At 33.6% G+C, this 25483-nt stretch carries 38 protein-coding genes; 33 read left to right on the forward strand and 5 right to left on the reverse strand.

Annotation, left to right across the window (positions count from 1 at the left end):
- Positions 1 to 45 precede the first annotated feature (45 nt).
- Positions 46 to 3219 carry an efflux RND transporter permease subunit gene (locus NSU06_RS02970; RefSeq protein WP_070436303.1) on the forward strand — a complete coding sequence of 1058 codons (3174 nt, stop codon included), beginning with the start codon at positions 46 to 48 and terminating at the stop codon, positions 3217 to 3219.
- Between the two features lie 67 nt (positions 3220 to 3286).
- Here NSU06_RS02970 and mspA read toward each other — a convergent pair whose 3' ends face one another.
- Together mspA and NSU06_RS02980 are read right to left on the reverse strand one after the other, a co-directional pair.
- Entirely contained in the window at positions 3287 to 3604 is a 318-nt protein-coding gene (gene mspA, locus NSU06_RS02975; protein WP_017174853.1) for a membrane stabilizing protein MspA, read from the reverse strand.
- Between the two features lie 72 nt (positions 3605 to 3676).
- Positions 3677 to 3844: an SE1832 family protein gene (locus tag NSU06_RS02980; protein ID WP_017174852.1), complete on the reverse strand. Its 168-nt coding sequence runs from the start codon at positions 3842 to 3844 to the stop codon at positions 3677 to 3679.
- Between the two features lie 132 nt (positions 3845 to 3976).
- Here NSU06_RS02980 and NSU06_RS02985 point away from each other — a divergent pair, with 132 nt between their 5' ends.
- Positions 3977 to 4885, forward strand: a complete 909-nt coding sequence (locus NSU06_RS02985; protein WP_017174851.1) for an AEC family transporter — start codon at positions 3977 to 3979, stop codon at positions 4883 to 4885.
- Positions 4886 to 4951: 66 nt separating this feature from the next.
- Here the strand turns inward: NSU06_RS02985 and NSU06_RS02990 are convergent, their stop codons facing one another.
- The gene (locus NSU06_RS02990) at positions 4952 to 5743 is read right to left on the reverse strand and encodes a glucose 1-dehydrogenase (protein ID WP_019834801.1); all 792 of its coding nucleotides are present in this window, start codon (positions 5741 to 5743) and stop codon (positions 4952 to 4954) included.
- Between the two features lie 21 nt (positions 5744 to 5764).
- Positions 5765 to 6628 carry a GRP family sugar transporter gene (locus NSU06_RS02995; RefSeq protein ID WP_017174849.1) on the reverse strand — a complete coding sequence of 288 codons (864 nt, stop codon included), beginning with the start codon at positions 6626 to 6628 and terminating at the stop codon, positions 5765 to 5767.
- Between the two features lie 286 nt (positions 6629 to 6914).
- Here NSU06_RS02995 and NSU06_RS03000 point away from each other — a divergent pair, with 286 nt between their 5' ends.
- Positions 6915 to 9050, forward strand: a complete 2136-nt coding sequence (locus tag NSU06_RS03000) for a DNA topoisomerase III (RefSeq protein WP_150885425.1) — start codon at positions 6915 to 6917, stop codon at positions 9048 to 9050.
- Between the two features lie 112 nt (positions 9051 to 9162).
- Positions 9163 to 10497, forward strand: coding sequence for an NCS2 family permease (locus NSU06_RS03005; protein WP_002448576.1), 1335 nt, complete (start codon positions 9163 to 9165; stop codon positions 10495 to 10497).
- A 57-nt stretch (positions 10498 to 10554) separates the two neighbouring features.
- Here NSU06_RS03005 and NSU06_RS03010 read toward each other — a convergent pair whose 3' ends face one another.
- Positions 10555 to 10947, reverse strand: a complete 393-nt coding sequence (locus NSU06_RS03010) for a hypothetical protein (protein ID WP_017174846.1) — start codon at positions 10945 to 10947, stop codon at positions 10555 to 10557.
- A 385-nt stretch (positions 10948 to 11332) separates the two neighbouring features.
- Between NSU06_RS03010 and rpsJ the strand changes: the two genes are divergently transcribed.
- The 29 genes from rpsJ to rplQ all read left to right on the forward strand — a co-directional run bounded on the left by rpsJ (position 11333) and on the right by rplQ (position 25290).
- Positions 11333 to 11641 carry a 30S ribosomal protein S10 gene (gene rpsJ / locus NSU06_RS03015; protein WP_001118667.1) on the forward strand — a complete coding sequence of 103 codons (309 nt, stop codon included), beginning with the start codon at positions 11333 to 11335 and terminating at the stop codon, positions 11639 to 11641.
- A 27-nt stretch (positions 11642 to 11668) separates the two neighbouring features.
- The gene (gene rplC, locus NSU06_RS03020; protein ID WP_002448523.1) at positions 11669 to 12331 is read left to right on the forward strand and encodes a 50S ribosomal protein L3; all 663 of its coding nucleotides are present in this window, start codon (positions 11669 to 11671) and stop codon (positions 12329 to 12331) included.
- A 27-nt stretch (positions 12332 to 12358) separates the two neighbouring features.
- A complete protein-coding gene (rplD, locus tag NSU06_RS03025) occupies positions 12359 to 12982 on the forward strand; it encodes a 50S ribosomal protein L4 (RefSeq protein WP_002448327.1) in 624 nt (207 codons plus the stop codon).
- Positions 12982 to 13257 carry a 50S ribosomal protein L23 gene (gene rplW, locus NSU06_RS03030; protein WP_002448403.1) on the forward strand — a complete coding sequence of 92 codons (276 nt, stop codon included), beginning with the start codon at positions 12982 to 12984 and terminating at the stop codon, positions 13255 to 13257. The genes rplD and rplW overlap by 1 nt, the downstream gene beginning before the upstream one ends.
- 36 nt (positions 13258 to 13293) lie before the next feature.
- Complete coding sequence (gene rplB, locus NSU06_RS03035; protein ID WP_002448473.1) at positions 13294 to 14127, forward strand: 50S ribosomal protein L2; 834 nt, start codon at positions 13294 to 13296, stop codon at positions 14125 to 14127.
- Between the two features lie 64 nt (positions 14128 to 14191).
- Positions 14192 to 14470 carry a 30S ribosomal protein S19 gene (rpsS, locus tag NSU06_RS03040; RefSeq protein WP_002448348.1) on the forward strand — a complete coding sequence of 93 codons (279 nt, stop codon included), beginning with the start codon at positions 14192 to 14194 and terminating at the stop codon, positions 14468 to 14470.
- A gap of 30 nt (positions 14471 to 14500) precedes the next feature.
- Complete coding sequence (gene rplV / locus NSU06_RS03045) at positions 14501 to 14854, forward strand: 50S ribosomal protein L22 (RefSeq protein WP_001829734.1); 354 nt, start codon at positions 14501 to 14503, stop codon at positions 14852 to 14854.
- 23 nt (positions 14855 to 14877) lie between these two features.
- The gene (gene rpsC, locus NSU06_RS03050) at positions 14878 to 15531 is read left to right on the forward strand and encodes a 30S ribosomal protein S3 (protein ID WP_017174845.1); all 654 of its coding nucleotides are present in this window, start codon (positions 14878 to 14880) and stop codon (positions 15529 to 15531) included.
- Between the two features lie 2 nt (positions 15532 to 15533).
- Positions 15534 to 15968, forward strand: coding sequence for a 50S ribosomal protein L16 (gene rplP, locus NSU06_RS03055; RefSeq protein WP_002448374.1), 435 nt, complete (start codon positions 15534 to 15536; stop codon positions 15966 to 15968).
- The gene (gene rpmC / locus NSU06_RS03060) at positions 15958 to 16167 is read left to right on the forward strand and encodes a 50S ribosomal protein L29 (protein ID WP_000644737.1); all 210 of its coding nucleotides are present in this window, start codon (positions 15958 to 15960) and stop codon (positions 16165 to 16167) included. The genes rplP and rpmC overlap by 11 nt, the downstream gene beginning before the upstream one ends.
- A gap of 26 nt (positions 16168 to 16193) precedes the next feature.
- Positions 16194 to 16457, forward strand: a complete 264-nt coding sequence (gene rpsQ / locus NSU06_RS03065; protein WP_002448443.1) for a 30S ribosomal protein S17 — start codon at positions 16194 to 16196, stop codon at positions 16455 to 16457.
- 31 nt (positions 16458 to 16488) lie between these two features.
- Positions 16489 to 16857 (forward strand): 50S ribosomal protein L14, encoded by a 369-nt coding sequence (rplN, locus tag NSU06_RS03070; protein WP_002432661.1) that lies wholly within the window; start codon positions 16489 to 16491, stop codon positions 16855 to 16857.
- A gap of 35 nt (positions 16858 to 16892) precedes the next feature.
- The gene (gene rplX / locus NSU06_RS03075) at positions 16893 to 17210 is read left to right on the forward strand and encodes a 50S ribosomal protein L24 (protein WP_002448459.1); all 318 of its coding nucleotides are present in this window, start codon (positions 16893 to 16895) and stop codon (positions 17208 to 17210) included.
- A gap of 25 nt (positions 17211 to 17235) precedes the next feature.
- Entirely contained in the window at positions 17236 to 17775 is a 540-nt protein-coding gene (gene rplE / locus NSU06_RS03080) for a 50S ribosomal protein L5 (protein WP_002448593.1), read from the forward strand.
- A gap of 22 nt (positions 17776 to 17797) precedes the next feature.
- Positions 17798 to 17983, forward strand: coding sequence for a type Z 30S ribosomal protein S14 (locus tag NSU06_RS03085; protein ID WP_001140799.1), 186 nt, complete (start codon positions 17798 to 17800; stop codon positions 17981 to 17983).
- 31 nt (positions 17984 to 18014) lie between these two features.
- Positions 18015 to 18413, forward strand: coding sequence for a 30S ribosomal protein S8 (rpsH, locus tag NSU06_RS03090; RefSeq protein ID WP_002448514.1), 399 nt, complete (start codon positions 18015 to 18017; stop codon positions 18411 to 18413).
- A gap of 24 nt (positions 18414 to 18437) precedes the next feature.
- Positions 18438 to 18974 carry a 50S ribosomal protein L6 gene (gene rplF, locus NSU06_RS03095; RefSeq protein ID WP_002448579.1) on the forward strand — a complete coding sequence of 179 codons (537 nt, stop codon included), beginning with the start codon at positions 18438 to 18440 and terminating at the stop codon, positions 18972 to 18974.
- A 31-nt stretch (positions 18975 to 19005) separates the two neighbouring features.
- Positions 19006 to 19368: a 50S ribosomal protein L18 gene (gene rplR, locus NSU06_RS03100; protein WP_017174843.1), complete on the forward strand. Its 363-nt coding sequence runs from the start codon at positions 19006 to 19008 to the stop codon at positions 19366 to 19368.
- 20 nt (positions 19369 to 19388) lie between these two features.
- The gene (gene rpsE / locus NSU06_RS03105) at positions 19389 to 19889 is read left to right on the forward strand and encodes a 30S ribosomal protein S5 (RefSeq protein WP_002448405.1); all 501 of its coding nucleotides are present in this window, start codon (positions 19389 to 19391) and stop codon (positions 19887 to 19889) included.
- Positions 19890 to 19905: 16 nt separating this feature from the next.
- Entirely contained in the window at positions 19906 to 20085 is a 180-nt protein-coding gene (gene rpmD, locus NSU06_RS03110) for a 50S ribosomal protein L30 (RefSeq protein WP_001096576.1), read from the forward strand.
- 19 nt (positions 20086 to 20104) lie between these two features.
- On the forward strand, positions 20105 to 20545 hold the full coding sequence (rplO, locus tag NSU06_RS03115) for a 50S ribosomal protein L15 (protein ID WP_017174842.1): 441 nt from the start codon (positions 20105 to 20107) through the stop codon (positions 20543 to 20545).
- Complete coding sequence (gene secY, locus NSU06_RS03120) at positions 20545 to 21837, forward strand: preprotein translocase subunit SecY (protein WP_017174841.1); 1293 nt, start codon at positions 20545 to 20547, stop codon at positions 21835 to 21837. Before rplO ends, secY begins: the two co-directional genes overlap by 1 nt.
- Before the next feature lie 18 nt (positions 21838 to 21855).
- Complete coding sequence (locus tag NSU06_RS03125; protein WP_002448556.1) at positions 21856 to 22506, forward strand: adenylate kinase; 651 nt, start codon at positions 21856 to 21858, stop codon at positions 22504 to 22506.
- Between the two features lie 199 nt (positions 22507 to 22705).
- Positions 22706 to 22924: a translation initiation factor IF-1 gene (infA, locus tag NSU06_RS03130; protein WP_001829792.1), complete on the forward strand. Its 219-nt coding sequence runs from the start codon at positions 22706 to 22708 to the stop codon at positions 22922 to 22924.
- 31 nt (positions 22925 to 22955) lie between these two features.
- Positions 22956 to 23069 carry a 50S ribosomal protein L36 gene (rpmJ, locus tag NSU06_RS03135; protein ID WP_001829709.1) on the forward strand — a complete coding sequence of 38 codons (114 nt, stop codon included), beginning with the start codon at positions 22956 to 22958 and terminating at the stop codon, positions 23067 to 23069.
- A gap of 22 nt (positions 23070 to 23091) precedes the next feature.
- Positions 23092 to 23457 carry a 30S ribosomal protein S13 gene (rpsM, locus tag NSU06_RS03140; protein WP_002448629.1) on the forward strand — a complete coding sequence of 122 codons (366 nt, stop codon included), beginning with the start codon at positions 23092 to 23094 and terminating at the stop codon, positions 23455 to 23457.
- 23 nt (positions 23458 to 23480) lie between these two features.
- Complete coding sequence (rpsK, locus tag NSU06_RS03145) at positions 23481 to 23870, forward strand: 30S ribosomal protein S11 (protein WP_000101625.1); 390 nt, start codon at positions 23481 to 23483, stop codon at positions 23868 to 23870.
- An 82-nt stretch (positions 23871 to 23952) separates the two neighbouring features.
- Positions 23953 to 24897: a DNA-directed RNA polymerase subunit alpha gene (locus NSU06_RS03150; RefSeq protein ID WP_002448356.1), complete on the forward strand. Its 945-nt coding sequence runs from the start codon at positions 23953 to 23955 to the stop codon at positions 24895 to 24897.
- A gap of 21 nt (positions 24898 to 24918) precedes the next feature.
- Positions 24919 to 25290 (forward strand): 50S ribosomal protein L17, encoded by a 372-nt coding sequence (gene rplQ / locus NSU06_RS03155; protein WP_002448491.1) that lies wholly within the window; start codon positions 24919 to 24921, stop codon positions 25288 to 25290.
- Positions 25291 to 25483: the final 193 nt, after the last annotated feature.

The following is a 25483-nucleotide window of genomic DNA, read 5'->3' on the forward strand; positions in this document are numbered from 1 at the left end:
ATTTTTTTACCAATATTAATAACTTATTATAGGAGAAATAACTAAATGATTAAAAAGATGCTTCAATTTTCATTAGGTAATAAGTTTGCTATTTTCTTAATGGTTCTTTTAGTTATTATAGGTGGCATATATTCAAGTGCTAAACTTAAATTAGAATTATTACCTGATGTTGAAAACCCAATTATTTCTGTCCAAACGACGATGCCAGGCGCTACACCTCAAACGACACAAGATGAAATTAGCTCGAAAATTGATAAACAAGTCAGATCACTCGCTTATGTAAAAAGTGTAGAAACACAATCGATATCTAATGCTTCAATTGTGAAAGTTGAATATAACAACGGAACTGACATGGATAAAGCTGAAGAAGTACTGAAAAAAGAAATAGACAAAATCGATTTTAAGGATGGAGTAAGTGAACCAGAATTAATACGTAATTCCATCGATGCTTTTCCTATTGTAGCTTACTCATTTACAAATGAAAGTAATGACTTAAGAACTACTACAAAGGAAATTAATGAACAATTAATACCTAAACTTCAAACTGTTGATGGTGTTCAAAGTGCACAACTGAATGGACAAACTACCCGTCAAGTTACTTTAAAATTTAAACAAAAGGAATTGGATAAAGTAAGGTTATCTGCGGAGGATGTTGAAAATTACATTAAGACAGCGACAAGAGAAACACCACTCGGTTTATTCCAATTTGAAAATAATGAAAAATCCCTTGTTGTGGATGGTCAATTTAAATCAGTCAGTGCATTAAAAGATTTAAAAATCCCGCTTTCTATAGCAGGCCAAGGACAATCAAGTGATTCTAACGATAATAGTATTAGTAGTACTGGCCAAGAGGGTAGTCAATCATCTAGTGCAAGTCAATCGCAAACGAATAGCTCTTTAAAAGGAACAAATGGTCAAATGCCAAGCGTGCCACTTAAAAATTTAGCTAACATCACTGTGGGCGATGAACGAGATTCTATTTCAAAAACAAATGGTAAAGACGCAGTAAACGTACAAGTAATGAAAGCACAAGATGCAAATACAGTTCAAGTGGCTAGAGCAACGCAAAAGAAAATAGACGAGTTTGTTAAGAATAATAGTGATATCAAAGCTACAAAAACAATGGACACAGCTAAACCAATTGAAGATTCATTATATACTATGATTGAAAAAGCGGCATTAGGTACCATCGTCGCAATTATTGTTATTTTATTATTCTTAAGAAATATTAAAACAACAGCGATATCTATCGTTTCAATTCCGTTATCTATTTTGATTGCACTTATTGCACTGAAATTAAGTAATGTATCACTTAATATTTTAACTTTAGGTGCATTGACGATTGCGATTGGTCGGGTCATAGATGATTCTATTGTTGTAGTAGAAAATATCTATCGACGATTATCAGATCCAAGTGAACAATTAAAAGGGAACAATTTAGTTATTAGTGCAACGAGAGAGGTATTTAAACCTATTTTATCTTCTACGATTGTTACAATTATAGTTTTCTTACCGCTAGCTTTTGTTTCCGGCTCAGTAGGTGAAATGTTCCGACCATTTGCGTTAGCTATCACATTTAGTTTACTGGCTTCGCTTCTTGTTTCTATTACTGTTGTGCCAGCCCTTGCCTCAACATTCTTTAAAAATGGAATAAACATAAAGGGCAATGTTAATGAAGAAAATAAATTAGGAGGGATTAGTAAGGGATATAAACGAGTACTTGGTTGGTCGCTTAATCATAAATGGCTTGTTCTTATTATTAGTATTGTTATATTAATTGCGAGTATAGGAATTGGTGCAGCTAAATTAGGAACAAGTTATATTTCTACAGGGGAAGATAAGTTTTTAGCGTTAACTTATACACCTAAACCAGGAGAAACTGAAGAAGCAGTACTTAAACATGCTGAAAAAGCTCAAAAATACCTTCAAAGTAAAGATAAAGTTAAAACAGTTCAATTTTCTGTAGGGGGACCTTCTCCAGCAGATCCAACGGGAAGTACGAATAGCATGGCTATTATGGTGGAATATGATTCGGATACGCCGCACTTTGAGGAAGAACCAGATAAAGTGGTTACACATCTTTCTAAAATGAAAAACCCAGGTAAATGGAAAAATCAAGACTTAGGTACAGGAGCTGGAAACAATTCAGTGGACGTAACTGTTAAAGGACCTTCTACTGATGCAATTAGAAGTACAGTAACTAAAGTTGAAAATAAAATGAAATCCATTAAAGGTGTAGCAGATGTCAATTCAGATTTATCACAAACCTATGATCAATATGAAATCAAAGTAGATCAAAATAAAGCAACAGATAAAGGTATTTCAGCTGCACAATTAGCATTGAATTTAAATGAGAACTTACCAGAAAAAACAATTACAACTGTTAAAGAAAATGGTAATAATATAGATGTAAAAGTAAAACAGAATAAACAAACAAATTGGTCTCAAAATAAACTAGAAAACATCGACTTACATGCACCAAGTGGAGAAACTGTTAAATTAAAAGATATTGCACGTCTAAACAAAACAACAACACCAAGTAAACTTGTTCAAGAAGATGGCGATTATGCTACAACAATTTCAGGTAAAATTACCGCTTCTGATGTTGGTGGAACTTCTAGTAAAGTGATGCGTGAAATCAATACAATTGATAAACCTAATAACGTTAAGTTTAATGTTGGTGGTGCAACAGATGATATTAATACAGCTATGAGCCAACTCGCTTTTGCAATGCTTATTGCTATTGTTATTGTGTATCTTGTGTTGGTTATCACATTCAAAGGTGGTTTAGCACCATTTACAATTCTATTCTCATTACCATTTACAGCTATTGGTATAGTATTTGCATTATTGATTACCGGAGAAACCATTTCAGTACCAAGTTTAATTGGTATGTTGATGTTAATTGGTATTGTTGTTACAAACGCAATTGTATTAATTGATAGAGTGATTTCAAATGAACAACAAGGTATGTTAATGAAAGAAGCTTTAATTGAAGCGGGTGGAACCCGAATTAGACCTATTTTGATGACTGCAGTTGCAACAATCGGTGCATTATTACCATTATTATTTGGGCAAAATAGTTCAATTCTAATTTCTAAAGGAATGGCCGCTACAGTCATAGGTGGATTAGTATCATCAACACTACTAACCTTAATCGTAGTGCCAGTTATCTATGAAATACTCTTTACTTTAAAAAACAAACTTACACGTAAATAAAGATAAATTTAGGATAAGTCAAAAAAAGCAATTGAGACGTATGCACATACGTTCAATTGCTTTTTTATTAATACATAGTAAAAGTTAAAATAATATATATTACAAAAATAATAATAGATATAATATTTAAAATTGAAACACCTTTATAATCGTTTTTAAGTGCTTTAAAAGCTGTAACTTCTACATTTCCTACAAGAAGAAGCAATACAACAAATACCCACCAATTTTCACTAGGAAATTGGATCGTAGTGATAGCTACTACAAATAATAATAATATTCCCATAATAATACGTAAAATATGTACGAACATTGATTTCATTTTAAAAATACTGATATAACTCACAATAAGATACAATATGGGTAATAAAATTAAGTATATTTTCACTTGATGACATCCTTTCTATTACGACTAATATCATAGCATTCATGAACTTTAATGCCTAGATATATTGAAAAATTATTTCTGACGTAATTTTGAACGTATATCTGAAATTTCTTTTTCAATTTCTTCTAATTGTTTTACTAAAGGATCAATCTGTTGATTTAGTGATTCTTTTTTCTCTAAATCATTTTGTAAACGAATATAATCGTATTTAAGCTCAGCTAATTGTGATTCTAAGTCCATGTCTAGTCGAACTCCTTATTTATTAATATGATTAGTAATGATTATAGCATGAAACAAGTAACTTCTAAAAATACTGTTAATTGTGTTAGAGTAATTAGTTGTAATGGAATATTAGGGAAGAAGGGATGAATTGTGACTGAGCAATTTATAATAATTATTTTGTTAATTGCATTAGGTTACTTACTTAAACGTATTAATTTTATTAAATCTGCAGATAGTCAAGTATTGTCTACGCTTGTATTGAATGTCACATTACCTTCTTTAGTTATTGTCAATTTAAATAGTGCGAATCTTGATTTATCATTTTCTATTTTACCAATTATGATGCTCATCTATGGCATATTAGCCAAAGTAATTATGGTTGCATTATTTAGAAAATATGATAATCATGTCAAGGGTTCAGTAGGTATGATGGCAGCGTCATTAAACATTGGTTTATTTGCTTATCCACTTGTAGAAACAATTTGGCCTAAAAATGGTATGATTTATTTTGGTATGGCCGATATCGGTGGGGCAATTATTATGTTTGGAGTCACTTACTTTGTAGGTAGTTATTACAGTGAAGGAAGCGATCAATTTAATTTCAAATTTTTAGGGAAAAAGTTAATTTCTTCAGTACCACTCGTTACTTATATTGTAATGTTTATACTTAATATGGCTAATATTCATTTACCAAAAGCTTCAATTGACTTTTTTACCATTATTTCTAAAGCAAACATGCCACTATCAATGATTTTACTTGGAATTATGTTGAGCTTCAGAATTGAAAAACAATTTTTACCAATTGCAGTGAAATATTTAATTGTCCATTACGGACTTGGATGTATTGCTGGTTTATTAGTCCACTTTTTCTTACCAACATCGGATGATATGATTAAAACAACGTTATTAATTACATGGTTACTTCCTGTGGGTGTGGCAATTATTCCATATTCAATTCAGTTTAAATATAAAACATTGCCATTAGTTGGAATGGTTACTAATATTTCTATTGTGATAAGTATTATTATTATATATATTTATCAAGCTATCTTTGTATAAAAACTATATATATGAAAAAAGCAAGCGATTTTTAATCATCGCTTGCTTTTTTACTTTATAGTATGATCACCCTTTTCCACCCATAAATGCAGGATAGTTCATCATACCACCATCAACATATAATGTTGTTCCATGAACATAACTAGCTAAATTAGAAGCTAAGAACAATGCACCGTTTGCTACATCTTTTGCATCACCGATTTCTCTAGCTGGAATCATTTCTAATGTTTCGGCACGTGTTTTTGGATCAGAGAATTTTTCTTTTGTATGCTCAGTCACAACGGCACCTGGAGAGATATTATTAATACGAATGCCATGTTGGGCATATTCCATTGACATTGTTTCCATCATTAACTTAAGACCGCCTTTACTTGCAGCATAGTTAACGTAATTTGGCCAAGGAATGGTATCATGCACGCTTGAAGTATTAATAATAATACCTTTCTTATCTTCTTTTAAAAATTGTTTTACCGCTTCACGTGAACCAATAAATGCACCAGTTAAGTTAATATCAAGAACTTTTTGCCATTCAGCCATAGACATTTCATGACTTGGAGTGGCTTTTTCAAAACCAGCATTATTAATCATGATATCAATTGTTCCAAATTCTTTAACAGCCGTTTCTACTAATCGTTTCACATCTTCTTCGACTGAAACATCGGCTTGCACCGTAATTGAGTCACCGCCAGATTTTTTGATTGTTTCTTGAAGGGCATCAAGTTCTTTCATATGACTTTCTGATCTATAATTTAAGACTACTTTCGCTTTTTCTTTACCAAAAACTTCCGCCATTGCTTTTCCTATGCCACTGCCAGAGCCAGTAATAACAACAACTTTATTTTCTAATTCAGAAAACATTGTATGACCTCCTCAATATACTTATTTTAAGTTTCCTAATATAATTGCTGCGATGATAATCAACGCAATACCTGACCAAATCCCAATCATTTGGCGTCGATCTTTTTTCTCACCTAATAAGAATATACCACCAAGAGTAGAAACTATAACTAATAATTGTGATAATGAGAAACTTGTTGCTACACCAACTTTAGGTTGAGAATAGAACATAAATAAGTTACCTATTCCCCAAACAATCCCTGGAATAATATTAAGTGTGGTAGATTTAATATTTGTTTCATGTCTCATTGAAAGTAAAAATCCACCAATAGCCATACCAACTGATTGGAAGAATAAGGCATCAGTACCATTTACGCCAAATATATTCCCGATTACTACATAACCTACATAACCTAATGTACCTACAACTAGAATCACCATTGCTTTACTAAAATTAGGATCTTTTGTAGAACGCTCATTTTTTCCTTTTAGTGATGTAAGGGCAATCCCTGTTACTAATAAAACCATTGCAATAAGTCCTAAAGTAACTTGTAATCCAGTACTCCATTCACCTAAAAAGATAGCACTAAATAAAGTTGTACCTACTAATTGTAAACCAGTAGAAATAGGCATTGTTTTAGATACGCCGACAAGGTTAACAGATTGTAATTGAGTTCCTTGACCGAATGCCCACATTGCACCAGAAATTAACCCTACAATGATGACAGTAGGGTTATCAAATTGTGCATGACCTGTAAGAAGTAAGATTAAACCAATAACCAATGTACCTAACGTTGTACCTCTAATTTGATTGTATGGACCTCCTCCTACAAATACATTGATTAATACGAGACTTCCCCAAAATAATGCAGGTAATAAGGCGATTAATATGTTAATAATCTGCATTTATTACTCACTCTCCTTTTCAAAAATAAGTGCTTTCCTTTCCATAACACTTGGTGAATATTTTATATTATTTGTGATTGATATAAAACGCAATTGCTCATTTTTTTATAAAATATAAAAGACTAATATTATAAAAATGTATAGCCTAAGTATTTTAGTAAGCTGAATTTAATATAGGGGTTTTACTTTAAATTAATAAGTTGAGATGGAAAGTAACACTATTGCTATACATGTTACAATATTAAACGTATGAAAATAAAAAGTAAGAATGCGAAAGGAAATTTGAATGAAATCATTAATTCTAGCGGAAAAACCCTCAGTAGCGAGAGATATTGCAGAAGCACTAAATATTAAAGAAAAACATAATGGATATATTGCAAATCATTGCTATATAGTGACATGGGCTTTAGGTCATTTAGTAACAAATGCGCAACCAGAACATTATGATAAAACATATAAAGAATGGAAATTAGAAGATTTACCTATATTACCTAAGCAAATGCATACTGTGGTCATAGGTAAGACAAGTAAACAATTTAAAATTGTAAAATCTTTAATATTAAATAAAGATGTGAAAGACATTATTATTGCTACAGATGCTGGACGTGAAGGAGAACTAGTAGCACGTCTCATCTTAGATAAAGTAAAAAATAAAAAGCCAATTAAACGTTTATGGATTAGTTCGGTGACTAAAAAAGCAATACAACAAGGCTTTAAACATTTAAAAGATGGACGTGAATATAATCACTTGTATCAAGCAGCTCTTGCACGAAGTGAAGCGGACTGGATAGTGGGTATTAATGCTACTAGAGCACTGACAACTAAATATGATGCTCAACTTTCATTAGGAAGAGTACAAACACCAACGATTCAACTGGTTTATCATCGACAACAAGAAATTAATCATTTTAAACCTCAAAAGTATTACACACTTTCTTTAAATGTAAATGACGCTATATTTGATATTCAAACGAATCAAAGATTTACTAATAAAGAAGAAATACAAAAATTATCTAAAAAAATAGAAGGACAATCAGGTCAGATTGAAGATGTTTCAATTAAGCAAAAAAAATCTTACGCAAAACCTTTATATAATTTAACTGATTTACAACAAGCATCATACCAGCGATTTAAAATGGGACCCAAAGAAACTTTAAATACCTTACAGAGTCTTTATGAACGTCATAAACTATTAACATATCCAAGAACAGATTCTAACTACTTGTCTAACGATATGACAGATACCATACAAGAACGTCTCCAAGCCTTATTAGCGACTGATTATAAATCACATGCTCGTCAGTTATTGACTAAGTCATTTACAACTAAGATGCATATTTTTAATAATCAAAAAGTGTCAGACCATCATGCGATTATCCCAACTGAAATTAGACCCAACTTTGATACATTAACTAACAGAGAAACAAAACTATATTTAATGGTTGCACAACGATTTTTAGAAACATTAATGGATCCTTATCAGTATGAAGCGACACAGGTTATTTTAAAAGTAGGAGAATATCAATTTAAACATGCCAAAAACGTCACACGTAAATTAGGATTTAAAGCACTTAGTAACAATGATTCAACTGCTAATAAGACTATCACTTTTAGCAAGGATGAGACCTATCATGTACAACAAGTCAAAGTAAGCGAACATGAAACAACACCTCCTGAATATTTCAATGAAGGTAGCTTACTTAAGGCGATGGAAAACCCACAAAATTATATTCAATTGAATGACAAAAAGTACGCTAATACCCTTCATAAGACGGGAGGAATTGGAACAGTAGCGACGCGTGCAGATATTATTGAAAAACTATTCAATATTAATGCAATAGAATCAAAAGATGGAAAATTAAAAGTGACATCTAAAGGAAAACAAATATTAGAGCTTTCTCCTAAAGCGCTGACTTCTCCTTTAATGACTGCAGAATGGGAAGAAAAATTACTTTCTATTGAGAAAGGTAAATATAACGCTAAACAATTTATTAATGAGATGAAAGATTTTACTAAAGAAATTGTTGGGCAAATCAAACATAGTGATCAAAAATATAAACATGATAATTTAACTTCTACTGAATGTCCCAATTGCGGTAAATTTATGATAAAAGTAAAAACTAAAAACGGTCAAATGCTAGTGTGTCAAGACCCTAGCTGTCACACTAAAAAGAATATTCAACGTAAAACGAATGCACGTTGTCCTAACTGTAAAAAGAAAATGACATTGTTTGGAAGAGGAAAAGAAGCGGTCTACCGATGTGTATGCGGTCATACTGAAACCCAAGCACAAATGGATCAACGATTGAAAAATAAAAATAATGGTAAAGTTTCTAAAAAAGATATGAAAAAATATATGAATAATCATGATGAATTGGATAATAATCCTTTTAAAGATGCATTAAAGAACTTAAAATTTTAACTAAAATCGAACTTATAATGAAATAAGTCGATAAAAGTTCGCTTTTAGTATTGTTTTTTTAAGTAAGTAATATTAAACTATTAAAGTATTTCAAAAAAAGGAGTTTAAAGCTGTGAAAAAATACTTCCAATTCGACGAGTATGGTACTAACTACAAAAGAGAAATCATCGGTGGTATCACAACTTTCTTATCAATGGCTTATATATTAGCCGTGAATCCTCAAGTCTTAAGTTTAGCAGGTGTTAAAGGTATATCTGGTGATATGAAAATGGATCAAGGTGCCATTTTTGTAGCGACAGCATTAGCAGCCTTTGTAGGATCTTTATTCATGGGACTGATTGCAAGATATCCGATTGCGCTTGCCCCAGGGATGGGGTTAAATGCGTTCTTTGCATTTACAGTTGTTTTAACAATGGGAATTCCTTGGCAAATCGGTTTAACAGGTGTGCTGTTTTCAGGTATATTCTTTGCGATATTAACAGCAACTGGATTGAGGGAAATAATTATTAATGCAATACCCTATGAAATGAAAATGGCGGTTTCGGCAGGTATAGGGCTATTTATTACTTTTGTAGGTTTACAAAGTGCAGGTATTATTGTAAAAAATGATTCAACGCTTGTAACATTAGGTCATTTAACTAAACCATCAGTACTTTTAGCTATATTTGGGATTGCTATAACAATCATTTTATATGCTAGAAAGGTTCCAGGTTCAATCTTTATTGGTATGATTATAACTGCAATTGTAGGGATGATTACGGGTCAAATTCATACACCATCAGGTATTGTAGGTAAAATTCCAAGTATTACACCTACATTTGGAGCAGCTTTTGAAGCATTTAAAGATCCAGGCCAATTATTTACAATCCAATTTCTTATTGTTATTTTAACGTTCTTCTTTATTGATTTCTTTGATACTGCAGGTACTTTAGTAGCAGTAGCAACCCAAGCAGGTATAATGAAAGACAATAAATTACCAAGGGCTGGAAGAGCATTATTTGCAGACTCGCTTGCTACAATTGTTGGAGCTATTTTTGGTACAACAACAACAACCTCTTATATTGAATCTACTTCTGGTGTTGCAGTAGGAGCACGTACAGGTTTTGCAAGTATCATAACTGGTTTTTGTTTCTTATTAGCATTATTCTTTAGTCCGCTAATCGAAGTCGTTACAAGTGCAGTAACAACACCAGCGTTAGTTGTAGTTGGTATTTTAATGGCGGCAAACTTTGCTGAAATTAATTGGAAAAAATTTGAAGTAGCAGTACCAGCATTCATTACAATCATTATGATGCCTTTATCATATTCAATTGCTACAGGTATTGCATGTGGGTTTATCTTCTATCCAATAACAATGTTAATTACTAAAAAACATAAAGAAGTTCATCCTATCATGTATGTATTAATGGTATTATTTATTTTATACTTCGTGTTTGTACACGGTTAGACATAAAAAGACACATTTAATTTTTGAATTAAATGTGTCTTTTTAATATTGAAATTATTAATTATTTTTATCATCTTTTTTGTATTGTGTATAAATAACTTTAGAATCTTTATTAGGAATGTAAGTTGGGGCGTTGAGTACAACAAATATAAAGAATACCATTAAGAAAAATAGTATCCAATGCGTAAACATACCAATAATAGGTAGAAAAGCAACAAATGATCCAATTAATCCAATAAATGGAATCATTGCCATTGGCTTAATTGTGTTTTGAGAATCTACTAATAGAATGATTCCTAAAATAAGATAAAGTAAAGCATTTAATAATAAAGGTTGCCAACCAAACCCAAGAATAACTGAGCCTCCTAAAAAAGGAATACCATAGAAAAATTCACTAGCTATTAAGAAGATACTAATAATTGCTAAAGTAAGTTTCACATTTCTTTTCATTTATATTATATTCACCTCCGATAAAGTTCATGAATTTTAAAATAAATTAGCATTAAAAATGTATAGCTATAATTTCAAAATTCATTACTCTCTATATCTATTATAAAGGTTTATAGAAAAAAGGGAAAAAATTTACTCAAAATGGTTGAACTACATAAAAATTTCCAGTACAATACTTAAGTATGTGTTAGACGTAAATAAAAAAAGTTAAAGAAAAACCTTGATTTATCAGTGTTTTTCTTGTAACATATTTAATGTTGGACTTGAAGAAAGCGATGAAGCGAAAGGTTACTGACACACCCGGCCGCTTTGCCATGGCGTTGTGTGAGATAGTTTTCGTGGAGAAGTCTATCACTTCAATGTAGACGAACAAGGAGGGAAAATTATGGCAAAACAAAAAATCAGAATCAGATTAAAAGCTTATGATCACCGTGTAATTGATCAATCAGCAGAAAAGATTGTTGAAACTGCTAAACGTTCTGGTGCAGATGTATCTGGACCAATTCCGTTACCAACAGAAAAATCTGTTTATACAATTATTCGTGCGGTGCACAAGTATAAAGATTCTCGTGAACAATTCGAACAACGTACACACAAACGTTTAATCGACATTGTTAACCCAACACCAAAAACAGTTGATGCTTTAATGGGCTTAAACTTACCATCTGGTGTAGACATCGAAATTAAATTATAATAGATCAATTTAGGAGGTGGACTTTCGATGACCAAAGGAATCTTAGGAAGAAAAATTGGGATGACACAAGTATTCGGAGAAAACGGTGAATTAATCCCTGTTACAGTAGTAGAAGCAAATCAAAACGTAGTATTACAAAAGAAAACTGAAGAAGTTGATGGCTACAATGCTATCCAAGTAGGTTTTGCAGACAAACAAGCATATAAAAAAGATGCTAAATCAAATAAATATGCAAATAAACCAGCTGAAGGTCACGCTAAAAAAGCTGGCGCAGCACCTAAGCGCTTCATTCGTGAATTCAGAAACGTTAATGTTGATGAATACGAAGTAGGTCAAGAAGTCACAGTAGATACTTTTGAAGCTGGAGACATTATTGATGTTACAGGAACTTCAAAAGGTAAAGGTTTCCAAGGTGCAATTAAACGTCATGGTCAAGGTCGTGGACCAATGGCTCACGGTTCTCATTTCCACAGAGCACCAGGTTCAGTAGGTATGGCTTCAGATGCTTCAAGAGTATTTAAAGGTCAAAAAATGCCTGGACGTATGGGCGGTAACACAGTTACAGTTCAAAACTTAGAAGTTGTTCAAGTTGATACTGATAACAATGTTATTTTAGTAAAAGGTAATGTACCTGGACCTAAAAAAGGTTTTGTAGAAATTAAATCTTCAATTAAAAAAGGTAATAAATAATAAGTAGCGAAAGGAGGAAAAAGCATAATGGCTAATTATGATGTATTAAAAGTAGACGGATCAAAATCTGGTTCAGTTGAATTAAGCGATTCAGTTTTCGCAATCGAACCAAACAACAGTGTTCTTTTCGAAGCAATCAATTTACAACGTGCTTCTTTACGTCAAGGTACACACGCAGTGAAAAATCGTTCAGCTGTTCGTGGTGGTGGACGTAAACCATGGAGACAAAAAGGTACAGGACGTGCACGTCAAGGTACAATCCGTGCTCCACAATGGCGTGGTGGTGGTATCGTTTTCGGACCAACTCCAAGAAGCTATTCATACAAAATGCCTAAGAAAATGCGTCGTTTAGCATTACGTTCTGCATTATCTTTCAAAGTTCAAGAAAACAACTTTACAATCGTTGATACTTTTGGTTTTGATGCACCAAAAACAAAAGAATTTAAAAATGTTTTAACTACACTTGAACAACCTAAAAAAGTGTTAGTAGTAACAGAAAACGAAGATGTAAATGTTGAATTATCTGCACGTAATATTCCTGGCGTACAAGTAAGTACTGCTCAAGGATTAAACGTATTAGATATCACTAGCGCTGACAGTGTAATCATTACTGAATCAGCTGCGAAAAAAGTTGAGGAGGTGCTCGGATAATGGAAGCTAGAGATGTTCTTAAGCGCCCCGTAATCACTGAAAAATCTTCTGAAGCAATGGCTGAAGATAAATATACTTTTGACGTAGATACTCGTGCTAACAAAACTCAAGTTAAAATTGCAGTTGAAGAAATTTTCGACGTTAAAGTTGAAAGTGTAAATATCATCAACTACAAACCAAAGAAAAAACGTATGGGCCGTTATCAAGGCTATACAAATAAAAGAAGAAAAGCGATTGTAAAACTTAAAGAAGGTTCAATCGACTTATTCAACTAAAATAAAATAATATTACCATTAAGGAGGTAAGCGACAATGGCTCTTAAAAAATATAAGCCAATTACAAATGGTCGTCGTAATATGACTACGTTAGACTTCGCTGAAATCACGAAGACTACACCTGAAAAGTCATTATTACAACCGCTACCGAAAAAAGCGGGTCGTAACAATCAAGGTAAATTAACAGTTCGTCACCATGGTGGAGGACATAAACGTCAATATCGTGTAATTGACTTCAAACGTAATAAAGACGGAATCACTGCTAAAGTTGATTCAATTCAATATGATCCAAACCGTTCAGCTAACATTGCTTTATTAGTATATGCTGATGGTGAAAAACGTTACATTATTGCACCAAAAGGATTACAAGTAGGCCAAACAGTTGAAAGTGGTGCTGAAGCAGATATCAAAGTTGGTAATGCTTTACCATTACAAAATATTCCAGTTGGTACTGTAATTCATAATATCGAATTAAAACCTGGTAAAGGTGGACAAATTGCTCGTTCAGCAGGTGCAAGTTCACAAGTACTTGGTAAAGAAGGTAAATATGTATTAATCAGATTACGTTCTGGTGAGGTACGTATGATTTTATCTACTTGCCGTGCTACAATCGGTCAAGTTGGTAACTTACAACATGAACTTGTTAACGCTGGTAAAGCTGGTCGTTCAAGATGGAAAGGTATCCGTCCAACAGTTCGTGGTTCTGTAATGAACCCTAACGATCACCCACACGGTGGTGGTGAAGGTCGTGCTCCTATCGGTAGACCATCTCCAATGTCACCATGGGGTAAACCAACGCTTGGTAAGAAAACACGTCGCGGTAAAAAATCATCTGATAAACTTATCGTTCGTGGACGTAAGAGAAAATAATAACAACTTATTTGAGTGTGCGGCTTAACAGCTGCACGCACACAATAAGAAGGGAGGCGCCCAAATGGCTCGTAGTATTAAAAAAGGACCTTTCGTTGATGATCATTTAATGAAAAAAGTAGAAGCTCAAGACGGAAGTGAAAAGAAACAAGTAATCAAAACATGGTCACGTCGTTCTACAATTTTCCCAAATTTCATCGGTCATACTTTTGCAGTATATGATGGTCGTAAACATGTACCTGTTTATGTAACTGAAGATATGGTTGGTCACAAATTAGGTGAATTTGCTCCAACTCGTACATTTAAAGGACATGCAGCTGACGATAAAAAAACTAGTAGATAATAATATATATAAGTAGAGGAGGATATCCTAATGGAAGCAAAAGCGGTTGCTAGAACAATCAGAATCGCACCTCGTAAAGTAAGATTAGTTCTTGACTTAATTAGAGGTAAAAATGCTGGAGAAGCTATTGCTATTTTAAAATTAACTAATAAAGCTTCATCACCAGTAATTGAAAAAGTATTAATGTCCGCTTTAGCAAATGCTGAACATAACTATGACATGAATACAGATGAATTAGTTGTTAAAGAAGCATATGCAAATGAAGGACCAACTTTAAAACGTTTCCGTCCACGTGCACAAGGTCGTGCAAGTGCAATCAACAAACGTACAAGCCACATTACAATCGTCGTAAGTGACGGTAAAGAAGAAGCTAAAGAAGCTTAATAACTATTTAAGGAGGGAATACTGTGGGTCAAAAAATTAATCCTATCGGACTTCGTGTTGGAGTTATCCGTGATTGGGAAGCTAAATGGTACGCTGAAAAAGATTTCGCTTCTTTATTACACGAAGATTTAAGAATCCGTAAATTCATTGATAACGAATTAAAAGAAGCGTCAGTTTCTCACGTTGACATTGAACGTGCTGCTAACCGTATTAACATCGCAATCCACACTGGTAAACCTGGTATGGTAATTGGTAAAGGCGGTTCAGAAATTGAAAAACTTCGTAATAAATTAAATAACTTAACTGATAAAAAAGTACACATCAACGTTGTGGAAATTAAAAAAGTTGATATGGATGCTCGTTTAGTAGCAGAAAATATCGCACGTCAATTAGAAAATCGTGCTTCATTCCGTCGTGTACAAAAACAAGCTATTACAAGAGCTATGAAACTTGGTGCAAAAGGTATCAAAACTCAAGTATCAGGTCGTTTAGGCGGAGCTGACATTGCTCGTGCTGAACAATATTCAGAAGGAACTGTTCCACTTCATACTTTACGTGCTGACATTGATTATGCACATGCTGAAGCAGACACTACTTATGGTAAATTAGGTGTTAAAGTATGGATTTATCGTGGTGAAGTTCTTCCTACTAAGAATACTAGTGAAGGAGGAAAATAATAATGTTACTACCAAAACGTGTTAAATATCGTCGTCAACATCGTCCAAAAACAACTGGTCGTTCTAAAGGCGGTAACTTTGTAACATTTGGTGAGTATGGTTTACAAGCTACAACAACTTCTTGGATCACATCTCGTCAAATCGAATCTGCTCGTATCGCTATGACACGTTACATGAAACGTGGCGGGAAAGTTTGGATTAAAATCTTCCCACATACGCCTTACACTAAAAAACCTTTAGAAGTACGTATGGGTGCTGGTAAAGGTGCTGTTGAAGGCTGGATCGCAGTTGTAAAACCAGGTCGTATTTTATTTGAAATCGCTGGTGTATCTGAAGATGTAGCTCGTGAAGCATTACGTTTAGCAAGTCACAAACTTCCAGTAAAAACTAAGTTTGTAAAACGTGAAGAATTGGGTGGTGAAACAAATGAAAGCTAAGGAAATTAGAGACTTAACCACTTCAGAAATCGAAGAACAAATCAAATCTTCAAAAGAAGAGCTTTTTAACCTACGCTTTCAGTTAGCTACAGGTCAATTAGAAGAAACTGCACGTATTCGTACAGTTAGAAAAACAATTGCACGTCTAAAAACTGTTGCTCGTGAAAGAGAAATTGAACAAAGTAAAGCTAATCAATAAAGTATAAGAAAGAGGAGGTTACAAAAGTGAGTGAAAGAAACGATCGTAAAGTTTATGTAGGTAAAGTTGTTTCTGATAAAATGGACAAAACAATTACTGTACTTGTTGAAACTTACAAAACACACAAATTATACGGTAAACGAGTAAAATACTCTAAAAAATATAAAACTCATGATGAAAACAATTCAGCTAAATTAGGAGATATTGTTAGAATTCAAGAAACTCGTCCTTTATCAGCATCAAAACGTTTCCGTTTAGTAGAAATTGTTGAAGAATCAGTAATTATTTAATACAAGATTAGAGATAAGGGAGGTTTAACTAATGATCCAACAAGAAACGCGTTTAAAAGTAGCAGACAACTCTGGTGCTCGTGAAGTACTTACAATCAAAGTATTAGGTGGATCTGGTCGCAAAACAGCGAACATTGGCGATATCATCGTATGTACTGTTAAAAATGCAACACCAGGTGGCGTTGTTAAAAAAGGCGACGTTGTGAAAGCTGTTGTTGTTAGAACTAAATCAGGCGTACGTCGTAACGATGGTTCTTATATCAAATTTGATGAAAATGCATGTGTCATTATTCGTGATGACAAAGGCCCACGTGGTACTCGTATCTTTGGTCCTGTTGCTCGTGAATTACGTGAAGGTAACTTCATGAAAATCGTATCATTAGCACCAGAAGTACTATAATTTATTAAAACCATAATATTTAAGGAGGTGCCCACATGCATATCAAAAAAGGTGACAACGTTAAAGTTATCGCAGGTAAAGATAAAGGTAAAGAAGGTAAAGTAATCGCTACTGAACCTAAAAAAGACCGCGTCGTTGTGGAAGGTGTTAACGTTATTAAAAAACACCAAAAACCAACTCAATTAAATCCTGAAGGTGGAATCTTAGAAACAGAGGCAGCAATCCATGTTTCTAACGTACAATTATTAGATCCTAAAACAAATGAACCAACTCGTGTTGGTTACAAATTTGTAGATGGTAAAAAAGTTCGTATCGCTAAAAAATCTGGCGAAGAAATCAAATCTAATAATTAATAACTAGTTGAAAGGAGGATCCACTTTGAACCGTTTAAAAGAAAGATATAATACTGAAGTTACTCAAAACTTAGTTAAAAAATTCAACTATAGTTCAGTAATGGAAGTACCAAAAATCGAAAAAATCGTTGTAAATATGGGTGTTGGTGATGCAGTTCAAAACTCTAAAGTGTTAGATAATGCTGTTGAAGAGTTAGAATTAATCACTGGACAAAAACCATTAATCACTAAAGCAAAAAAATCAGTTGCAACATTCCGTTTACGTGAAGGTATGCCAATCGGTGCAAAAGTAACACTTCGCGGAGAAAGAATGTATGAATTCTTAGATAAATTAATCGCAGTTTCATTACCTCGTGTACGTGACTTCCAAGGTGTTTCTAAAACAGCTTTCGATGGTCGTGGTAACTACACTTTAGGAATTAAAGAACAATTAATTTTCCCAGAAATCGATTATGATAAAGTAAGTAAAGTAAGAGGAATGGATATTGTTATCGTAACAACTGCTAACACTGACGAGGAAGCTCGTGAATTGTTAACAAACTTCGGTATGCCATTTCGTAAATAATCTCTAAAAGGAGGCTAATTAAGTGGCTAAAACTTCTATGGTTGCTAAGCAACAGAAAAAACAAAAATATGCAGTACGTGAATATACTCGTTGTGAACGCTGTGGTCGTCCACATTCTGTATATCGTAAATTTAAATTATGCCGTATTTGTTTCCGTGAATTAGCTTATAAAGGCCAAATTCCTGGCGTACGTAAAGCTAGCTGGTAAGATAAAAGAGTTTGAAAGGAGGCAACAATAAATGACTATGACAGATCCAATCGCAGATATGCTTACTCGTGTAAGAAACGCAAACATGGTGCGTCACGAGAAATTAGAATTACCTGCATCAAATATTAAAAAACAAATTGCTGAAATCTTAAAAAATGAAGGTTTCATTAAAAACGTAGAATACGTTGAAGATGATAAACAAGGTGTTATTCGTTTATTCTTAAAATATGGTCAAAATAATGAACGTGTTATCACAGGATTAAAACGTATCTCAAAACCAGGTTTACGTGTATATGCTAAAGCGAACGAAGTGCCTAAAGTATTAAATGGTTTAGGTATCGCATTAGTTTCAACTTCTGAAGGTGTTATCACTGATAAAGAAGCTAGAAAACGTAACGTTGGTGGAGAAATCATCGCATACGTTTGGTAATAATAAATAAGGAGGTGCCATAACATGAGTCGTGTTGGTAAGAAAATTATTGACATCCCTAGTGACGTTACAGTAACTTTTGACGGACAAACAGCTACTGTAAAAGGTCCTAAAGGTGAATTAACTAGAACTTTTGATGAAAGAATGACTTTTAAACAAGATGAAAACACTCTAGAAGTTGTAAGACCTACTGATTCTAAAGAAGATAGAACAGTTCACGGTACAACTCGTGCGTTATTAAATAATATGGTACAAGGTGTTTCTCAAGGTTTTGTTAAAACTCTTGAACTTGTTGGTGTAGGTTACCGTGCTCAAATGCAAGGTAATGACTTAGTATTAAACGTTGGTTACTCTCATCCTGTTGAAATTAAAGCTGAAGATGGCATTACTTTCGCAGTAGAGAAAAATACAACTGTTACAGTATCTGGTGTATCTAAAGAACAAGTTGGAGCTATCGCTTCTAATATTCGTTCAGTAAGACCTCCAGAACCTTATAAAGGAAAAGGTATCCGTTACCAAGGTGAATATGTTCGCCGTAAAGAAGGTAAAACTGGTAAATAATAGATAACTCTCTAAAGAAAGGAGTAATACAATGATCAGTAAAATTGATAAAAACAAAGTGCGTTTGAAAAGACATGCTCGTGTGCGTACTAAATTATCAGGTACAGCTGAAAAACCACGTTTAAATGTATACCGTTCAAACAAACATATTTATGCACAAATTATTGATGATGTTAAAGGTGAAACTTTAGTACAAGCTTCATCTCAAGATAAAGATATCGCTAGTGATTCTACTTCTAAAGTTGATTTATCAACTAAAGTTGGTGAAGTAATCGCTAAAAAAGCTTCAGATAAAGGTATCAAAGAAATCGTATTTGATCGTGGTGGCTATTTATATCATGGTCGCGTTAAAGCGTTAGCTGAAGCTGCGAGAGAAAACGGATTAGAATTTTAATTTAAAGGAGGGACAAATACATGGCTCGTAGAGAAGAAGAAACGAAAGAATTTGAAGAACGCGTTGTTACAATTAATCGTGTTGCTAAAGTTGTTAAAGGTGGACGTCGTTTCCGTTTCACTGCATTAGTAGTAGTAGGAGATAAAAATGGTCGTGTAGGTTTCGGTACTGGTAAAGCTCAAGAGGTACCAGAAGCTATTAAAAAAGCTGTAGAAGCAGCTAAAAAAGATTTAGTAGTAGTTCCACGTGTAGAAGGAACAACTCCTCACACTATCACTGGCCGTTATGGTTCTGGTAGCGTATTTATGAAACCAGCTGCACCTGGTACAGGAGTTATCGCTGGTGGTCCAGTACGTGCCGTATTAGAATTAGCAGGTATCACTGATATCTTAAGTAAATCATTAGGTTCAAATACACCTATCAACATGGTACGTGCGACATTAAATGGTTTACAAAACCTTAAAAACGCTGAAGATGTTGCGAAATTACGTGGCAAATCAGTAGAAGAATTATATAATTAAGGAGGGAAAATAAATAATGGCTAAATTACAAATTACCCTCACTCGTAGTGTTATTGGTCGTCCTGAAACACAACGTAAAACTGTTGAAGCGTTAGGTCTTAAAAAGACTAATAGTTCAGTAGTTGTTGAAGATAACCCTGCAATTCGTGGGCAAATCAACAAAGTTAAACACTTATTAACAGTTGAAGAAAAATAATTAAGGAGGTGCCTAAATAATGAAATTACATGAGTTAAAATCAGCTGAAGGTTCACGTCGTGTACGTAATCGTGTAGGTCGTGGTGCTGGTACAGGTAATGGTAAAACTAGTGGTCGCGGTCAAAAAGGTCAAAAAGCACGTTCAGGTGGTAGCGTAAGACCAGGATTTGAAGGTGGACAATTACCTTTATTCCGTCGTTTACCAAAACGAGGTTTCACTAACATTAATCGTAAAGAATATGCTATTGTTAACTTAGACCAACTTAATCAATTTGAAGATGGTACTGAAGTAACTCCAGCTTTATTAGTTGAAACTGGTGTGGTTAAGAATGAAAAATCTGGTATTAAAGTACTAGGTAATGGTTCACTTGATAAAAAATTGACAGTGAAAGCTCACAAATTCTCAGCTTCAGCGGTTGAAGCTATCGATGCTAAAGGTGGAGCACACGAGGTGATCTAATGTTTCAAACGTTTATGAGCTTCTTTAAAACTAAAGAAGTTCGAAACAAGATTTTCTTCACATTAGCAATGTTAGTAATATTCAAAATAGGAACTTATATTCCGGCTCCTGGAGTTAATCCTGAGCCTTTTGAACAGCAAGGTTCTGATCAAGGTGTCGCTGCTCTTCTTAATACGTTTGGTGGCGGAGCCTTAAAGAACTTTTCTATCTTTGCTATGGGTATAATGCCGTACATCACTGCTTCTATCGTAATGCAATTATTACAAATGGACATTGTCCCTAAATTTACTGAATGGGCTAAACAAGGTGAAGTAGGTAAAAGAAAGCTTAGCAATGTAACACGTTATTTCGCTATCATATTGGCATTTATACAGTCAATTGGTATGGCATTTCAATTTAATAACTATTTAGGCGGTAAATTGATTATTCATCAATCTGTCATGAGTTATTTATTGATTGCTGTAGTTTTAACAACTGGAACTGCATTTTTAATTTGGCTTGGTGATCAAATTACACAATTTGGTGTAGGTAATGGTATTTCAATCATTATCTTTGCAGGTATTTTATCAACGTTGCCATCATCAATTATCCAATTTGTGCAACAAGCATTTGTTGGTAATGACGATACAACGTTAGCATGGTTAAAAGTCATCGGTTTAATTGTTGGATTAATTTTATTAACAATTGGAGCGATTTATGTATTGGAAGCGAAACGTAAAATTCCAATTCAGTATGCTAAAAAACAATCTGCACAACGTTTAGGATCACAAGCAACATATCTACCTTTAAAAGTAAACTCTGCAGGGGTTATTCCAGTCATCTTTGCGATGGCATTCTTCTTATTGCCAAGAACATTAACATTGTTCTTCCCTAAAGCTGATTGGGCGCAAAGTATTGCAGAATATGCTAACCCTTCAAACACTTATGGTATGATTGTTTATGTTATATTAATTATTGCATTTGCATATTTCTATGCCTTTGTTCAAGTTAATCCTGAAAAAATGGCTGACAACTTGAAAAAACAAGGTAGTTATGTACCAGGAATTAGACCTGGGGAACAAACAAAAAAATATATTACTAAAGTACTTTATCGCTTAACTTTTGTAGGCTCTATTTTCTTAGCAGTTATTGCTATTCTTCCAATTATAGCGACAAAATTTATGAATTTACCTCAATCAATTCAAATTGGTGGTACAAGTTTATTAATCGTTATTGGTGTAGCAATTGAAACTATGAAATCACTTGAAGCACAAGTGAGTCAAAAAGAATATAAAGGCTTTGGTGGTAGATAATTTGTAGGAGGGCAATTTATGAATATCATTTTAATGGGTTTACCTGGAGCTGGTAAAGGTACTCAAGCGAGTGAAATTGTTAAGAAATTCCCAATACCACATATATCTACTGGTGACATGTTCAGAAAAGCGATTAAAGATGAAACTGATTTAGGAAAAGAAGCTAAATCATACATGGATCGTGGAGAATTAGTCCCTGATGAAGTTACTGTAGGTATCGTTAAAGAAAGAATTTCTGAAGACGATGCAAAAAAAGGTTTCTTATTAGATGGATTCCCTAGAACAATTGAGCAAGCTGAGGCATTAAACAACATTATGTCTGAGCTTGACAGAAATATTGATGCTGTTATCAATATTGAAGTTCCTGAGGAAGAACTAATGAATCGTCTTACAGGTCGTCGTATCTGTGAGAAATGTGGTACAACTTATCATCTTGTATTTAATCCTCCAAAGGTTGATGGTGTTTGTGATATCGATGGTGGAAAACTTTATCAACGTAAAGATGATAATCCAGAAACAGTATCTAATCGTTTAAGCGTTAATGTTAAACAATCTAAGCCAATTTTAGAGTATTACGATGAAAAAGGCGTATTGAAAAACATTGATGGTGCGAAAGATATTGACGAAGTAACCAAAGATGTCATTGATATCTTAGATCAATTAAAATAGGTCAACTAATGTGCGATCTAGATTTATGTGAACTTTGATTAGGTTTCTCTGGCAAGAATTTATTTTTTGAGTGTCGTATGACGATCATAATTCCCGCATTTTGTTAAACTTATAATAACTATTCACTATATTAGATTCGTATCGTTGAAGTTGTCTATTGACGATTACCTTACTATTGTAAAAAGGGGGAAGTTAATCAATGGCGAAACAAGATGTAATAGAATTAGAAGGTACAGTACTTGATACTTTACCAAATGCTATGTTTAAAGTAGAATTAGAAAATGGTCATGAAATTTTAGCACATGTAAGTGGTAAAATTAGAATGAATTATATTCGTATTCTACCTGGCGACAAAGTAACAGTAGAAATGTCTCCGTATGATTTATCACGCGGTAGAATTACGTATCGTTATAAATAATCGTCACTCCATAATATAGGGAGGTATAAAAATGAAAGTAAGACCATCAGTAAAACCTATTTGCGAAAAATGTAAAGTCATTAAACGTAAAGGTAAAGTTATGGTAATTTGTGACAATCCTAAGCACAAACAAAGACAAGGTTAATAAAAGAGAGGTGTAAAAATATATGGCACGTATTGCAGGAGTAGATATTCCACGTGAAAAACGCGTAGTTATTTCATTAACTTACGTATATGGTATCGGTACTTCAACAGCTAAAAAAATTGTTGAAGAAGCTAACGTATCAGCTGATACACGTGTAAAAGATTTAACAGATGACGAATTAGGTCGTATTCGTGAAGTAGTTGACGGTTATAAAGTAGAAGGTGACTTACGCCGTGAACAAAACTTAAACATTAAACGTTTAATGGAAATTTCATCATACCGTGGTATTCGCCACCGTCGTGGTTTACCAGTTCGTGGTCAAAAAACTAAAAACAATGCTCGTACTCGTAAAGGCCCAGTTAAAACTGTAGCTAATAAGAAAAAATAATAGGTAAAGGAGGCAAAATATAAATGGCACGTAAACAAGTATCTCGTAAACGTAGAGTTAAAAAGAATATTGAAAATGGTGTAGCACACATCCGTTCAACATTCAACAATACAATCGTAACTATCACTGATGAATTTGGTAATGCTTTATCTTGGTCATCAGCTGGTGCATTAGGTTTCAAAGGATCAAAAAAATCAACACCATTCGCTGCTCAAATGGCATCTGAAACTGCTTCAAAATCAGCAATGGAACATGGTTTGAAAACTGTTGAAGTAACAGTAAAAGGACCTGGACCAGGTCGTGAATCAGCTATTCGTGCATTACAATCAGCTGGTTTAGAAGTAACAGCAATCAGAGACGTTACTCCAGTACCTCACAACGGTTGTCGTCCACCAAAACGTCGTCGCGTATAATTTTTATTGATTGTTATTGTTACAAATCACTGAGCGAAACAATTTTAAAATTAATTCGACGTTATTAAGGAGGATTTTGTAAATGATAGAAATTGAAAAACCTAGAATTGAGACAATTGAAATTAGTGAAGATGCTAAATTCGGTAAGTTCGTTGTTGAACCACTTGAACGTGGCTACGGTACTACACTAGGAAACTCCTTACGTCGTATCCTACTATCTTCATTACCAGGTGCAGCCGTTAAGTACATCGAAATTGAAGGTGTTTTACACGAATTTTCAGCTATAGACAATGTTGTTGAAGATGTTTCTACAATTATTATGAACATCAAAAAATTAGCATTAAAAATCTATTCTGAAGAAGATAAAACATTAGAAATTGATGTGAGAGATGAAGGCGAAGTAACAGCAAGTGATATTACTCACGATAGTGATGTTGAAGTTCTAAACCCAGAACTTAAAATTGCAACAGTGTCTAAAGGTGGACATTTAAAAATTCGTCTTGTTGCTAATAAGGGTAGAGGTTACGCATTAGCAGAACAAAATAATACTAGTGATTTACCAATTGGTGTAATTCCTGTAGATTCACTATATTCACCTGTTGAACGTGTAAACTATACAGTTGAAAATACACGTGTAGGTCAAAGTAGTGATTTTGATAAATTAACTTTAGATGTTTGGACTAATGGTTCAATTACTCCACAAGAGTCTGTTTCATTAGCTGCTAAAATTATGACTGAACATTTAAATATTTTCGTTGGTCTTACAGATGAAGCGCAAAATGCTGAAATCATGATTGAAAAAGAAGAAGATCAAAAAGAAAAAGTACTTGAAATGTCTATCGAAGAATTAGACTTATCAGTACGTTCATACAACTGTTTAAAACGTGCAGGCATCAATTCTGTTCAAGAATTAGCGGACAAGTCTGAAGCTGATATGATGAAAGTGCGTAATTTAGGTCGTAAATCTCTTGAAGAAGTTAAATATAAATTAGAAGATTTAGGATTAGGTTTAAGAAAAGAAGATTAATAAGTTAAAGGAGGTTAACTCATGGGTTACAGAAAATTAGGTCGTACTTCTGATCAACGTAAAGCTATGTTACGTGACTTAGCTACATCACTTATCGTAAGTGAGCGTATTGAAACTACAGAAGCTCGTGCAAAAGAAGTTCGTAGTGTTGTTGAGAAATTAATCACTTTAGGTAAAAAAGGTGACTTAGCATCTCGTCGTAATGCTGCTAAAACATTACGTAATGTTGAAATCTTAAATGAAGATGAAACTACACAAACTGCACTTCAAAAATTATTTGGTGAAATTGCTGAACGTTATGCAGAACGTCAAGGTGGATACACTCGTATTCTTAAAGTAGGTCCTCGTCGTGGTGACGGTGCTGAATCAGTTATCATCGAATTAGTAGATTAATTTTATATATAAATACACTAACTACTTGTATTTAAAGCAAATGAGTGCAACGATAATGTTTGCCACATACAAATATTGTCTAGCTCAGAGTACCCCATCAACTAAATACTAATATAAAGCGTGAACTCAACTAAAATGTGATGGGGTGCGCGCTTTTTTAATTTTAATGAATCTATAATGATTAAAAAGAGTC

Source organism: Staphylococcus sp. FSL W8-1270, from assembly GCF_038007165.1.
Classification (GTDB): Bacteria; Bacillota; Bacilli; order Staphylococcales; family Staphylococcaceae; genus Staphylococcus; species Staphylococcus hominis.

Excerpts from the sequence above, each read along its gene's own strand:
- NSU06_RS02970 (WP_070436303.1), top strand. The coding sequence starts at position 46 with ATGATTAAAAAGATGCTTCAATTTTCATTAGGTAATAAGTTTGCTATT.
- NSU06_RS02980 (WP_017174852.1), bottom strand. The coding sequence starts at position 3,844 with ATGGACTTAGAATCACAATTAGCTGAGCTTAAATACGATTATATTCGT.
- NSU06_RS02990 (WP_019834801.1), bottom strand. The coding sequence starts at position 5,743 with ATGTTTTCTGAATTAGAAAATAAAGTTGTTGTTATTACTGGCTCTGGC.
- NSU06_RS02995 (WP_017174849.1), bottom strand. The coding sequence starts at position 6,628 with ATGCAGATTATTAACATATTAATCGCCTTATTACCTGCATTATTTTGG.
- NSU06_RS03000 (WP_150885425.1), top strand. The coding sequence starts at position 6,915 with ATGAAATCATTAATTCTAGCGGAAAAACCCTCAGTAGCGAGAGATATT.
- NSU06_RS03010 (WP_017174846.1), bottom strand. The coding sequence starts at position 10,947 with ATGAAAAGAAATGTGAAACTTACTTTAGCAATTATTAGTATCTTCTTA.
- rpsJ (WP_001118667.1), top strand. The coding sequence starts at position 11,333 with ATGGCAAAACAAAAAATCAGAATCAGATTAAAAGCTTATGATCACCGT.
- rplC (WP_002448523.1), top strand. The coding sequence starts at position 11,669 with ATGACCAAAGGAATCTTAGGAAGAAAAATTGGGATGACACAAGTATTC.
- rplD (WP_002448327.1), top strand. The coding sequence starts at position 12,359 with ATGGCTAATTATGATGTATTAAAAGTAGACGGATCAAAATCTGGTTCA.
- rplW (WP_002448403.1), top strand. The coding sequence starts at position 12,982 with ATGGAAGCTAGAGATGTTCTTAAGCGCCCCGTAATCACTGAAAAATCT.
- rplB (WP_002448473.1), top strand. The coding sequence starts at position 13,294 with ATGGCTCTTAAAAAATATAAGCCAATTACAAATGGTCGTCGTAATATG.
- rpsS (WP_002448348.1), top strand. The coding sequence starts at position 14,192 with ATGGCTCGTAGTATTAAAAAAGGACCTTTCGTTGATGATCATTTAATG.
- rplV (WP_001829734.1), top strand. The coding sequence starts at position 14,501 with ATGGAAGCAAAAGCGGTTGCTAGAACAATCAGAATCGCACCTCGTAAA.
- rplP (WP_002448374.1), top strand. The coding sequence starts at position 15,534 with ATGTTACTACCAAAACGTGTTAAATATCGTCGTCAACATCGTCCAAAA.
- rpmC (WP_000644737.1), top strand. The coding sequence starts at position 15,958 with ATGAAAGCTAAGGAAATTAGAGACTTAACCACTTCAGAAATCGAAGAA.
- rplN (WP_002432661.1), top strand. The coding sequence starts at position 16,489 with ATGATCCAACAAGAAACGCGTTTAAAAGTAGCAGACAACTCTGGTGCT.
- rplX (WP_002448459.1), top strand. The coding sequence starts at position 16,893 with ATGCATATCAAAAAAGGTGACAACGTTAAAGTTATCGCAGGTAAAGAT.
- rpsH (WP_002448514.1), top strand. The coding sequence starts at position 18,015 with ATGACTATGACAGATCCAATCGCAGATATGCTTACTCGTGTAAGAAAC.
- rplF (WP_002448579.1), top strand. The coding sequence starts at position 18,438 with ATGAGTCGTGTTGGTAAGAAAATTATTGACATCCCTAGTGACGTTACA.
- rplR (WP_017174843.1), top strand. The coding sequence starts at position 19,006 with ATGATCAGTAAAATTGATAAAAACAAAGTGCGTTTGAAAAGACATGCT.
- rpsE (WP_002448405.1), top strand. The coding sequence starts at position 19,389 with ATGGCTCGTAGAGAAGAAGAAACGAAAGAATTTGAAGAACGCGTTGTT.
- rpmD (WP_001096576.1), top strand. The coding sequence starts at position 19,906 with ATGGCTAAATTACAAATTACCCTCACTCGTAGTGTTATTGGTCGTCCT.
- rplO (WP_017174842.1), top strand. The coding sequence starts at position 20,105 with ATGAAATTACATGAGTTAAAATCAGCTGAAGGTTCACGTCGTGTACGT.
- secY (WP_017174841.1), top strand. The coding sequence starts at position 20,545 with ATGTTTCAAACGTTTATGAGCTTCTTTAAAACTAAAGAAGTTCGAAAC.
- NSU06_RS03125 (WP_002448556.1), top strand. The coding sequence starts at position 21,856 with ATGAATATCATTTTAATGGGTTTACCTGGAGCTGGTAAAGGTACTCAA.
- infA (WP_001829792.1), top strand. The coding sequence starts at position 22,706 with ATGGCGAAACAAGATGTAATAGAATTAGAAGGTACAGTACTTGATACT.
- rpmJ (WP_001829709.1), top strand. The coding sequence starts at position 22,956 with ATGAAAGTAAGACCATCAGTAAAACCTATTTGCGAAAAATGTAAAGTC.
- rpsM (WP_002448629.1), top strand. The coding sequence starts at position 23,092 with ATGGCACGTATTGCAGGAGTAGATATTCCACGTGAAAAACGCGTAGTT.
- rpsK (WP_000101625.1), top strand. The coding sequence starts at position 23,481 with ATGGCACGTAAACAAGTATCTCGTAAACGTAGAGTTAAAAAGAATATT.
- NSU06_RS03150 (WP_002448356.1), top strand. The coding sequence starts at position 23,953 with ATGATAGAAATTGAAAAACCTAGAATTGAGACAATTGAAATTAGTGAA.
- rplQ (WP_002448491.1), top strand. The coding sequence starts at position 24,919 with ATGGGTTACAGAAAATTAGGTCGTACTTCTGATCAACGTAAAGCTATG.